We start from the raw sequence: 12458 nt of genomic DNA, 5'->3' as shown, positions 1-12458 counted from the left end.
CAAATACTATATTATAATATACTAAACCTACAAAATTTTATTCACTTATTTTAATTTTTTTATTTTTCTTCTTTAAAAGCATCTTTAACTTTATCTAATACTTTTGTATCATAATAGGTTTTAGAAAGTTTAATTGCATTTTTTAAAGCCTTGGCATCGGAGCTTCCATGAGCTTTTATGCAAATACCATCAACCCCTAAAAATGCAGCTCCACCGTATTCTTTATAGTCATAGTGCTTTTTAAATCTCTTAAATACAGGCTTTAATAATAGTCCACCTATTTTTGTTGTTGCGGAACTCATTATTTCATTTTTAAGCTCACTTAGAATGGTTTCTGCAACACCTTCATACATCTTTAATACGGTATTCCCTACAAAACCATCACATACAAGGACATTTACCTCTCCTTTAGGAATTTCTCTCGGCTCTACATTTCCTATAAAATTTAAATTCTCTTGTTTTAAAAGTTGATAAGCTTCCTTGGTTAATTCATTTCCCTTTTCTTCCTCTGATCCTATATTTATAAGACCTACAGTAGGATTTTCAACAGATAATACACTTTCAAAGTATACCTTACCCATTTGAGCAAACTGAGTTAAATAATGGGGTTTACAATCTGCATTAGCTCCTACATCTATTATCATAAATGGACCATTTTTACCTGGCATAACTGGTGCTAGTGCTGGTCTGCTTATCCCTTTAATCCTCTTTACAATAAGAGTACAGCCCGCTAAGAAGGCTCCTGTACTTCCAGCAGATACAATGGCATCTGCTTCCTTATTCTTAACTAATTCTAAAGCTTTAACAAGAGATGAATCCTTCTTAGTCTTTAGAGCTTTTACTGGTGCTTCATTAGTTGAAATAATTTCAGTAGTATTTAAAATAGTTATTCTTCCTTTGGTATATTCATATTTTTCTAATTCTTTTTTTATAAGATCTTCTTGACCTGTAATTATTATATCTATATCATATTCTTTTTGTGCAAGAACACAACCTTCTACTATAGCTTCAGGTGAATTATCTCCACCCATTCCATCAACTACAACCTTCATAGTAACTCCTTTCATGATTTTAAAATATTTAAATACATTATATATTTTTTTCATTTAAATTTCCACATAAAAATAAAAAGAAAGTCTATCGACTTTCTTCTTATTCCTCAGTTGAAACAACTTCTCTATTCTTGTAGTAACCACAGTTCTTACAAACTCTGTGAGCAAGCTTCATTTCGTGGCATTGAGGACACTCTACTATTCCTGGTAAACCAAGTTTAAAAGTTTGAGCTCTTCTTGAATCTCTTCTTGCTTTTGAAAATTTTCTAGCTGGATTTCCCATTATTACACCTCCTTATGGTTAGAAAACATTTGTGATAGCTTTTCAAGTCTAGGGTCTACATAAAAATCAGTACAAGAACATTGTCCTAAATTTAAATCTTTCCCACAAGTCTGGCATAAGCCTTTGCAATCCTCTTTACATAACCTTTTAACAGGTAATTCAAGGAGAATACTGTTTTCAATAATTTCATAAATATCTATATTCTCAGTATTGGTTGAGATAATCTCACAATCATCAGTGTTTGATATTTCTTCTTCTATGTGCACCTTAACTTCATAAGAAAAAGCTTTTGCACATCTAGAACAATTTAATAATACTTCAGTATCTACGTCACCAATAAGTTCTATAACTTCCTTTTTGCGACGCAAAAACCCATTAAACTTAATAGGCTTGGAGTATTTTACCATTTCACTACCATCGTAAAACTTATCTTTCTCAATTTCGATATCTATATTCTTTCTCTCATAGTTCTTATCATTTAAATCTTTAAAGTTTATAATCATAACAACACTCTGAAAAAACATAATATACCTGTTTTTCCTCATATAACTAAGACTAGTTATATATAATGCAAAATGCATAGCTTGAGTAAAGCTCCAACTTCCCTCCTTAAGTTAATTAAATATATCATTCAAACACAAGTTATTATATAAATTATACCGATAAAAGTCAAGGTAATTTACATATGTATATTTTTTCCTTAAGATAAAAAGCTAATTTTTTACTCAAGCACATAAATATTTTTACTATTTTGAAGTAAGTTCTTTAGTATCTCTTGCTATTACTAACTCTTCATTTGTAGGAATAACAAATACTTTTACTTTAGCTCCATCTTTGCTTACTTCTGTAGATTTTCCTCTAACATTATTCTTAGCATCATCTATTTCAATACCTAAGAATTCTAAGCCTTTGCAAATTTCTGCTCTAGTTTCTATAGCATTTTCTCCAAGTCCTGCTGTAAATACAACTGCATCTACTCCGCCCATTGCTGCAGCATAAGCACCAATCATTTCTCTTACTCTGTAGTTATATACATTTAAAGCAAGAATAGCTCTTTCATTTCCTTCTTTAGCAGCATCTTCTATGTCTCTAAAGTCACTACTTACTCCTGATAATCCAAGAACTCCTGATTGTTTGTTCATTAAATTATCAACTTCTTTAGCTGTCATTTTTCCTTCATTCATTAAGAATGTAACTATAGCAGGGTCAATGTTTCCACATCTAGTTCCCATTGCTATTCCTTCAAGTGGAGTGAATCCCATACTTGTATCTACACAATGGCCATCTTTTATAGCAGCTAAGCTAGCTCCGTTTCCAAGATGACAAGTGATGATTTTAACATCTTTTATGTCTTTGCCCATTAATTTAGCACATTCTGCTGATACATATTTATGTGATGTTCCGTGGAAACCATATTTTCTTATTCCATACTTAGTGTATAGCTCATATGGTAGTGGGTACATATAAGCAGTTTTTGGCATTGTTTGATGGAATGCTGTATCGAATACTGCAACCATTGGAGTGTTTGGCATTAAGCTCTTGCAAGCATTAATTCCAATTATGTTTGCTGGATTATGAAGTGGTGCAAGTTTTACACACTCTTCTAAACTTTCCATAACTGCATCATCAATTACTACAGATTCTGAATATTTTTCTCCACCATGAACAACTCTGTGTCCTACTGCTGATATTTCATCCATTGAAGAAATAACTCCATGGTTACCATCTACTAATGCATCTAAAACTAATTTTATTGCATCTTTATGGTCAGCCATTGGTTGCTCTATTATATATTTATCTCTTCCTGGAACCTTTTGAGTTAAAATTGAACCTTCAATTCCTATTCTTTCAACTAATCCTTGTGCTAAGCTCTCTTCTGTTTCCATGTTTATTAATTGGTACTTTAATGAAGAACTTCCACAGTTTATTACTAATACTTTCATTCTCATTTCCTCCTGACGCATTTGTAATATATTAATATATCATTATATTAGATTACAATATATTTTTAATTAAATCAATATAATATTTATTTGCTATTTTGCGCTTGCACTGCTGTAATTGCTACAACATTTACTATATCATCTACACTACATCCTCTTGAAAGGTCGTTTATTGGTTTTGCAAACCCTTGACATACTGGACCTATAGCTTCAGCTCCTGCAAATCTTTGAACTAATTTATATCCAATATTTCCTGCTTGTAAATCTGGGAATATTAAAACATTAGAATTTCCTGCTACTGTACTATTTGGTGCTTTAAGACTTGCTACTTTATCAACTATAGCTGCATCTAATTGTAATTCTCCATCTATTGCAAGATCTGGTCTAGCTTCTTTTGCCATTCTTGTAGCTTCAACAACCTTATTTACATTTTCATGTTTAGCACTTCCCATAGTTGAGAAAGATAACATTGCAACCTTTGGATCTATTCCACATAGAGTCTTTGCATTTTCTGCTGTACTTATAGCTATTGATGCAAGCTCTTCTGATGTTGGATTAGGATTAACTGCACAATCTCCAAATAATAGAGTACCATTATCTCCATATGAAGAATTTTCAAGTTCCATAACGAAGAAACTTGAAACAACTTTTATTCCTGGAGCTGTTTTTATAATTTGAAGTCCTGGACGTAATAAATCTCCTGTGCTATGTACTGCTCCTGAAACTAATCCATGGGCATCTTCTAGTTTAACCATCATTGTTCCATAATAAACTGGGTCTTTAACTGTTTGTAATGCTTTTTCCTCTGTAACACCCTTATTTTTTCTAAGTTCATAAAATGCTTTTGCATACTCTGCAGTCTTAGGTGATACTTCAGGATCTACAATTTCAATTCCCTCAATATTTACCCCGAAATTCTTAGCATTTTCCTTAATCTTATCCTGGCTACCTACTAATATAACTTTAGCTATTTTATTTTTATGGATAATTTCTGAAGCCTTTAAATTTCTTTCTTCTTCACCTTCTGGAAGTACTATTGTCTTCATCTCTTGTTGTGCTAATTTCCATACCTTTTGTGTAAAACTCATTTTTTCTTACCCCTTTCAGTAAAAATATTCTAAATATCCCTTATTACTATACCCCTTTTCATATATATTTTTCAACCTCTATATTGAATTTTTTTGACTTAATTTAATAATTAGGCTATGATAATTAACATTTTTTTGATATAATCTATGGTTATATGAGTACAGGAGGTAATTTTAATGAAAATATCAGGAATTATTGTGGAATATAATCCTCTTCACAATGGACACCTTTTTCATATAAATAAAACTAAAGAATTGACTAATAGTGATTTAATTATTGCAGTAATGAGTGGAAACTTTAATCAAAGAGGTATTCCTTCTATAGTAGATAAATGGAAAAAAACATCAATGGCTTTAAATAATGGGGTAGATATTGTTTTAGAACTCCCTGCAATATACAGCCTATCTTCTGCGGAATTCTTTTCTTATGGTTCCGTAAGTCTTCTTAATAGTCTAGGGATAGTAGATTCAATTTGCTTTGGAAGTGAAGCAGGTGATATAGACTTTCTTAAAGAAGTATCTGATCTACTAGTAGAAGAACCTCCTTTATTCAAGTCCTTATTGAAAGAAGATTTAGATAGAGGATTACCTTTTCCAAAGGCTCGTTCTTCAGCTTTAATTCATTATTTAAATAAGAAAAATTACTATAATGAAAAAGACTTAGCTGATTATCTAAATTCTTCTAATAATATTTTAGGTGTTGAATACCTTAAGAGCATAAAAAAACTTCATAGTAATATTGTACCCTATACCATAAAAAGGGAAGGTGGAAATTACAATAGTACCAATTTAAATAATATCTTCTCAAGTGCTACTGCTATTAGAAAATCCTTGAAATCAAATACTTCAATGGAAGAATTAATATCTCATGTTCCTCCTAGTGTTTACGAGGATATGATAGAACTTAAAAATAAAAATTATAATTTTCCCTTTGATTACATGATGTATCCATATATAAAGTATAAGGCTATAACTAGCAAAAATAACTTTTTCGAATCAATTCCGGATGCTTCTGAAGGTCTCCATAATAAGATATTAGCTACCATAAAAGACGCTAAAGATTATGAACATTGTATTGAAATGATAAAAAGTAAACGATATACCTATACTAGAATCAGTAGAATACTATGTCAGTATTTTCTAGGCTTTTATGAATACAATACCTTAGAAATGCGTAAAGAGCCTTGTCCATATGCTCGTATTTTGGGCTTCACTAAACATGGAGCTATGGCATTAAAATCAATGAAGAACAATTCTTCTATACCAATATATTCAAAACTACCAAAGTATATAAACCCTACCTTAAAATTAGATTTACAATGCACTAGTGGCTATAGCATTCTAAATCCTTCCATAAGTGCTATGGAAGATTATCTACAAAGCCCGATTATATTATAAACATAATTCTTCAAGGAACCATACCAAAATAACCTAAATCATTAGATTAATTTTTAGTGAATTGTTTTGGAAGTACCTTGAAGATTTTATTTTACCTATATTTTGTTATCATATATTCCCAAGATAAAAAATATATTTAAGTATATCAATTTAAAAGGATTATTTAAATGAAGGCATTATTTTTTATTGTAATTGCGTTTATTATATTTTTAATATATTTATTATTTAGAACTTCATCAAAAAACCTTCTGCTTACAACAATATTTTCTCTCTTAATTATTTATATCATACTAAATCCTAAAGATTGCATAGCCTTTACTATAAATGGAGCTAAACTGTTTTTTTACTCAGTATTTCCATCACTATTCCCCTTCTTGGTCATAGTTAACTTAATTTTTTCTTTTGGGGGTATAGAAATTTATTCAAAGTTTTTAGGTAAGATACTATGTACCCCTTTAAGACTACCAAAGGAGTGTAGTGTAGTTATTTTAGCTAGTTTGTTTTGTGGATATCCTCTTGGGTCCAGATATGCTTGTGAACTATATGAAAGGAAGGTTATTGATAAATCAACTTTTGAAAGACTTTTAAATATAGCCACCAATGGAAGCCCTCTGTTTATTATAGGTACTGTTGGTACTGCAATGCTCCATAGTGCATTTTTAGGTTATATCATTCTTATTTCTAATGCTTTATCTTGTATTGTTATGGGGTTAATATTACCTACTAAAAAGACTAATAAATATACTATATATAGCAATTCTTCTGTTGCTGCTACACAGATAAAAGAAAATCCTAACTTCGGGGTAGCCATGAAAAATGCCCTTGAAGATGCTACCAAAACCTGCTTATCAATAGGTAGTTTTGTAGTTATTTTTTCTGTAATTATAAACATAATAAAAAGCAGTGGAATATATCACACTGCCCTTATTTCTTTATGTAGTTCTGGTATTATTAATTACAATCTACTTGATGGAGTCTTCCTTGGATTTATAGAAATTACAAATGGATGTAACATTGTAGCTACAAGCCCCTTAACCCTAAATATTAAAATTCTTATATGTAGCTTTTTAATAGGTTTTAGTGGGTTATCTATAACCTTCCAAGTATACTCATTTGTTTACAAATATAAGGTATCAATGAAAAAATATATATTTCTAAAAGTTGTTCAGGGAATAATATGCACCTTGATAACAATGTTATTTTTAAAGCTACCATTTTCTCTAGTTAATCAGGAAACTTTTTTCATAAACAACACTATGCTATCATCTAAACCAGGGTTTTTGGTCCTACTAATATTTATATTTTCTATCCCTGTAATATTTAAAAAGTTACGAGATTGTTTTTAGTCATTTCCTAATTCTTTAATATTTTCTCTTACCTTAGATGTAGTGGAAGAAATTTCTTTATATAATTTTACAAGCATTTCTTCCATTTCATTTTGTATAACTTTTAAAGACTCCTCTCCTATAATGTCTATATCCTTTTGTAAATTGCTTAAAGTGCTGTCTGCATAATTCATAACTCCAAATTTTAAATCCTTAGCTTGCTTATTAGCTTCACCTTTAATTTTTTTAGCTTCCTCATTAGCACTTTCTAATATTTCTTCTGCTTCTTTTTTAGCAGCTACTAACACATCACAGTTTTCATATTCTTGTTGTGCTCTTTTTCTACTATCCTGAATAATACGTTCTCCTTCACTTCTTGCTTCGTCTAAAATTATTTCTTTACGATTCATTAAATTTTTAGCTTCTTCAAATTCATCTGGTAGCAATTTTCTCATTTCATTAAGAGTTCTTAAGACTTCTTTTTTATTAATAGATACTTTACCTACTAAATTCTTTGGTGACATGTCAATAGTTTGTTGTAGATAATCTAATAGTTCTAATACCTTCACTATAATTCCCCCTCAAAACTTTTAGCTCTCTCTCTAATTTCATTTTCTAACTCTTTTGGAATTAATCCATCCAAGTGTCCCTTAAATAAAGCCACTTGCTTTATAGCTGATGAGCTAAGATAAGAGTACTTAGAGTTGGTCATCATAAACATAGTTTCTTTTGTTTTATCAAGCTTTTTATTCATTAGTGCCATTTGAAACTCATAATCAAAGTCTGACATAGATCTAAGTCCCTTAACCATTACATCACTGTCTTCTGCTTCCATAAAATCCACTAAAAGACCTGTAAAACTTTTTACTTTTACATTTGGTAAAGCTTTAACCACTCTCTCAATTTGATCAATTCTTTCTTCAATGCTAAACCATCCACTTTTGTTAGGATTTAGTAATACAGCTACTGTAACCTGATCAAATACGTATGAACATCTTTTTATAATATCTAAGTGACCATTTGTTATTGGGTCAAAACTGCCTGGATAAACTGCTTTAATCATTTTTTACTCCTTAAATTCATAGAAACATACAGTGGTGTTTCCGTATTTTCTTTGGTCTATTAAAACAATGTCTTCATAACCTTCACAAATTTCTTCACCTGAATCTATTTTCGTTACAATCAAGCCATCTCTTTGTAGTAAATTATGTTTTTTAATAAGTTCTAGAGCTGGTGGAATCATATCTTTTGCATAAGGTGGGTCTATAAATATTAAATCAAATACCTTTCCTATTCTCCCAAACTCCTCTAAGTATTTGTATGAATCACCTTTATAAGATGTACAGAAATCTTCAAATTTTAAATTTTTAATATTTTCTTTTAAATATTTATAAGTTACGTCTCCCATGTCTATTAAATGACACTCTTTAGCTCCTCTACTTGCAGCCTCTAGACCTAGGCTTCCTGTACCAGAAAATTGATCTAAAACTATACTGCCTCTTACTTTATTTTGTATTATGCTGAAAATTGATTCTTTAACTCTATCTAGAGTAGGTCTAGTGCCCATCCCCTCTGGTGATAGTAACTTTCTTCCTTTAGCTTTTCCTGCAATTACTCTCATTTTTATCTCCTTTGACCTTAGTTAAAGCAAATATAACTAGTGCTTTTCTCTAAGTTAATCATTATTTCTTTAAGTATTCTTTTGTTTTCTTCATCCTTGTTATTAATAAATTTCTTAGCTTCCTGATTTGCTATTTTAAATAGTTGAAAATCCTCTGATAAATCACTAAGAATTAATCCATTTTCACCAGATTGTCTAAGTCCAAACATTTCTCCACTTCCTCTTAATTTTAAATCTTGTTCCGCTATATAAAAACCATCATTACTATTTTTCATTATGTCCATTCTCTTTTTAGTTGTTTCACTTTTTATATTAGCTACAAGAACACAATAAGATTTATGAGATCCTCTTCCAACTCTTCCCCTTAACTGATGCAATTGAGATAATCCAAACCTCTCTGCATTTTCTATAATCATAACCGTTGCATTAGGTACATTTACACCTACTTCAATAACTGTAGTGGATATTAACACCTTAATGTTTCCTTCTTTAAATTCACTCATAATTAAATTTTTGTCTTTATTACTCATTTTACCATGGAGAATGGCGATTTCCATACTTTTAAAGTAAGTTTTTTTTAGTTCTTCATATAATGCTGTTACAGAACTTAATTTCATATCTTCATTTTCTTCAACCAATGGACAAACTACATAAATCTGTCTTCCTTTTTTTATCTCCTCTAAAGCAAAGTTATATATTCTCCCCTTTTCCTGAGTAGATAAATAATAGGTATCAATGGGTTTTCGCCCTGGTGGTAAAGTATCTATTATCGATACTTCTAAATCTCCATAAAGATATAAACATAAAGTCCTTGGAATAGGTGTAGCACTCATTACAAGTACATCAATATCTTCACGCTTATTTCCAAATCTAGTTCTTTGACCAACACCAAATCTATGCTGTTCATCAGTTATTATAAGTCCTAAGTTTTTAAACTGGACATTATCTTCTATCAAAGCATGAGTACCTATTATTAAGTCTATCTCACCCTTTAATAACTTTTCTTTTATAAGGTTTTTATTTTTTTCTGTGGTACTACCTGTTAGTAACTCTATGGTAATATTAAAATCCTTAAAGACTTTTTCTGCCTCGTAGTAATGCTGTTTTGCCAATATTTCTGTAGGCGCCATCATGGCACCTTGATATCCATTCATAATAACATTAAAAAGGGCAATAAAAGCAACTATAGTCTTACCACTACCTACATCTCCTTGAACTAATCTATTCATAGGACTAGGTTTCTTTTGATCTCTTAATATTTCTCTAACAGTTCTAGTTTGTGCATCTGTTAACTGAAAAGGCAACTTATCCTTTAAAGCTTTCAGATCCTTCGATATGGAAAAGGAGATTCCCTTAGAATTAATACTTCTATTTTTTAAGGCCATAAGCTTTAAAGAGTATGTAAATAACTCTTGAAACTTTAATCTTTTTCTTGCCTCTTCTAATAACTTTAAACTTTTAGGATTATGTATATTTCTTATAGCACTATCCAAAGACATAAAATCATGTTCATCCAAAATTGACTTTGGTAAATTTTCTTTTATTTTTACTGTGTTTAAAGTTTCTGTAACAATTTTATTTAAAAAAGTATTAGAAATATCGTCCCTTAAGGGATATCTTGCCATAATATCTGTACTCTCTGTAGTAGTATTCCTCATTATGGTTCCATTCTTAATTATAAAATCTCTACCTTGTTTCTCTATAATGCCACTTATAACATATCTACTGCCAATTCTAAAACTACTTTTCACATAGGGCTGATTAAACCATATTCCCTTAACTAATCTTCCCTTATGAATAAATCTAATGGTTGTAAGTATTTTGCCTGTTTTTGTCCTTATGTCAGGTAAAATTCTCTCCACTCCAACCTCTAAAATTATCTTCCCCTTAGAATCCACTTCATCTAAATCTTCAACAATAAAGATACTCTCATAATCCCTTGGAAAGTATAACAACAAATCTAAAATACTATATATTCCACATTTACTCAATTTCTCAGCCATTTTAGGCCCTACACCTTTAATTGCTGTAACACTACTATAAATATTCACCTTATCAACTCCATATGGCTAACATAGAAAAAAAGCCCTAAGGCTTTTATTCTACTGATGTAATAAAATAGTATAATGGTTGCTCACCATTAAAACATTGAACATCCATGTCTGGATATGCTTCTTCTAATTCTGATACCAACTGGTTAACCTTATCCTCTTCACAGTCTTCACCATAGAATATAGTAATAAGCTCGCTATCTTCATTTACCATGTTTTCTATAAGCTTTTTACATACAGCATATACATCCTGACCTATTTCATTTATTTTTCCTTCTAATAATCCTAGAATATCTCTCTCTTTAATATGTCTACCATTGTCTTCAGTATCCTTAACCGCATAGGTTACAGAACCAGAAGTAACTGTTTCTATAGTTTCATTCATAGCTGCTTCATTTTCTTCTGAAGAGCCATCTGGATTAAACATAGTTATAGCTGTAATTCCTTGAGGGATAGTTTTTGTAGGAATTACTATAACCTTTTTGTCTTCTATTAAATCTACAGCTTGTGTAGCTGCCATTATTATATTTTTATTATTTGGAAGAACAAATACTACCTCAGCATTAATTTTATTGATGCTATTAACTATATCCTCTGTGCTAGGATTCATAGTCTGACCACCTTCAATAACCTGATCTACGCCAAGATCTTTAAATATTGAAGAAATTCCATTACCTCTAGCTACAGTTACGAAACCATAAGCTTTAGGATCCTCTTTTACTTCTTCCACTACTGCATCATTGCTACTTTCATCTATTCCTAATAAAGATCTGTGTTGTTCTCTCATATTTTCAATTTTAATTTTTGAAAGATCTCCAAAGGTTACTGCTTTAGATAAAACTGCTCCTGGATCATTAGTATGAACATGAACCTTAGTTATATCCTCTAATCCTACAAGAACTAATGAATCACCTTGAGATTCAAGGAAATCTTTAAATTTGGGTATATCTTTTACTTCATTAAGTATGATAAACTCTGTGCAGTATCCAAATTTAATATCTTCAGGAGCCATGTTTAGCTCTGGAATATCATAATTATTTTCTGATTCACCTTCTAAATCATTAATTAAAGAAACTTCACTTTTATTTTTTAGAACTTCTAACATACCTCTTAATATTATTAATAATCCCATTCCACCAGCATCTACTACCTTAGCTTGTTTTAACTGTGGTAACATTTCTGGAGTCTTATCAAGCATCTTTTTACTTTCTTCACATACTTCTTCAAATAATTCAACTATGTTTTCAGCTTCACTGCAGATAGCAGCTTCTCCTGCCGCTCTAATTATAGTTAAAATCGTTCCTTCTGTTGGTCTCATAACTGCTTTATAAGCAAAATTTGAGCCTTCTACAAAAGAATTCTTAACTTCCTCTATAGTTGCCTCCTCTGCATTTTCAAGACCCTTTGCCATACCTCTTAGAATCTGAGAAAGAATAACTCCAGAATTTCCTCTAGCTCCCATTAAAGCACCCTTAGCTAACCTCTTAGATACTTCTCCTATACCCTTATTCTCTAAACCTTCTATTTCTCTAGCTGCAGCCTTAAAGGTTAAAGACATATTTGTTCCTGTATCTCCATCAGGTACTGGGAATACATTCAAGGAGTTTACATATTCTTTCTGCTTCTCTAATGCATTTGAAGCACTTTTTATCATATTTGAAAAATCACGTCCATTAATCTGTGTATATGCCACTTTA

12 protein-coding genes are annotated in these 12458 nt (G+C 30.8%); 2 read left to right on the top strand and 10 right to left on the bottom strand.

Features of this window, described 5'->3' with window-relative positions; all coding sequences use genetic code 11:
* Positions 1-59 precede the first annotated feature (59 nt).
* The 5 genes from plsX to pta all read right to left on the bottom strand — a co-directional run bounded on the left by plsX (position 60) and on the right by pta (position 4366).
* Complete coding sequence (gene plsX / locus B3Z56_RS08965) at positions 60-1052, bottom strand: phosphate acyltransferase PlsX (RefSeq protein ID WP_346848506.1); 993 nt, start codon at positions 1050-1052, stop codon at positions 60-62.
* A 100-nt stretch (positions 1053-1152) separates the two neighbouring features.
* Positions 1153-1335 (bottom strand): 50S ribosomal protein L32, encoded by a 183-nt coding sequence (gene rpmF / locus B3Z56_RS08960; RefSeq protein WP_035132741.1) that lies wholly within the window; start codon positions 1333-1335, stop codon positions 1153-1155.
* Between the two features lie 2 nt (positions 1336-1337).
* Entirely contained in the window at positions 1338-1838 is a 501-nt protein-coding gene (locus B3Z56_RS08955; RefSeq protein WP_346848350.1) for a DUF177 domain-containing protein, read from the bottom strand.
* A 243-nt stretch (positions 1839-2081) separates the two neighbouring features.
* Positions 2082-3278, bottom strand: a complete 1197-nt coding sequence (locus tag B3Z56_RS08950; protein ID WP_150843569.1) for an acetate/propionate family kinase — start codon at positions 3276-3278, stop codon at positions 2082-2084.
* 86 nt (positions 3279-3364) lie between these two features.
* Positions 3365-4366, bottom strand: coding sequence for a phosphate acetyltransferase (pta, locus tag B3Z56_RS08945; protein WP_346848349.1), 1002 nt, complete (start codon positions 4364-4366; stop codon positions 3365-3367).
* 177 nt (positions 4367-4543) lie between these two features.
* Between pta and B3Z56_RS08940 the strand changes: the two genes are divergently transcribed.
* Positions 4544-5764 (top strand): nucleotidyltransferase, encoded by a 1221-nt coding sequence (locus B3Z56_RS08940; protein ID WP_346848348.1) that lies wholly within the window; start codon positions 4544-4546, stop codon positions 5762-5764.
* 167 nt (positions 5765-5931) lie between these two features.
* The gene (ylbJ, locus tag B3Z56_RS08935) at positions 5932-7110 is read left to right on the top strand and encodes a sporulation integral membrane protein YlbJ (RefSeq protein ID WP_346878618.1); all 1179 of its coding nucleotides are present in this window, start codon (positions 5932-5934) and stop codon (positions 7108-7110) included.
* On the opposite strand, the gene B3Z56_RS08930 is transcribed toward ylbJ, so the two are convergent.
* From B3Z56_RS08930 to B3Z56_RS08910, 5 genes are read right to left on the bottom strand one after another with little or no spacing between them, the layout of a single operon-like run.
* Positions 7107-7658 carry an ATP synthase F0 subunit B gene (locus B3Z56_RS08930; protein ID WP_346878617.1) on the bottom strand — a complete coding sequence of 184 codons (552 nt, stop codon included), beginning with the start codon at positions 7656-7658 and terminating at the stop codon, positions 7107-7109. The genes ylbJ and B3Z56_RS08930 overlap by 4 nt on opposite strands.
* Complete coding sequence (coaD, locus tag B3Z56_RS08925) at positions 7658-8152, bottom strand: pantetheine-phosphate adenylyltransferase (protein ID WP_035132727.1); 495 nt, start codon at positions 8150-8152, stop codon at positions 7658-7660. Before coaD ends, B3Z56_RS08930 begins: the two co-directional genes overlap by 1 nt.
* Before the next feature lie 3 nt (positions 8153-8155).
* Positions 8156-8710, bottom strand: a complete 555-nt coding sequence (rsmD, locus tag B3Z56_RS08920; RefSeq protein ID WP_035132725.1) for a 16S rRNA (guanine(966)-N(2))-methyltransferase RsmD — start codon at positions 8708-8710, stop codon at positions 8156-8158.
* A 17-nt stretch (positions 8711-8727) separates the two neighbouring features.
* Positions 8728-10761, bottom strand: a complete 2034-nt coding sequence (gene recG, locus B3Z56_RS08915; protein ID WP_346848346.1) for an ATP-dependent DNA helicase RecG — start codon at positions 10759-10761, stop codon at positions 8728-8730.
* A 46-nt stretch (positions 10762-10807) separates the two neighbouring features.
* Positions 10808-12454, bottom strand: coding sequence for a DAK2 domain-containing protein (locus B3Z56_RS08910; protein ID WP_346878616.1), 1647 nt, complete (start codon positions 12452-12454; stop codon positions 10808-10810).
* Positions 12455-12458: the final 4 nt, after the last annotated feature.

The sequence above is a fragment of the Clostridium sp. UBA7791 genome (assembly GCF_002480755.1).
In the GTDB taxonomy this organism is placed as follows: Bacteria; Bacillota; Clostridia; order Clostridiales; family Clostridiaceae; genus Clostridium_J; species Clostridium_J sulfidigenes.
The sequence above is the reverse complement of the archived record's forward strand: the minus strand, read 5'-3'. Positions and strand labels throughout refer to the sequence as shown.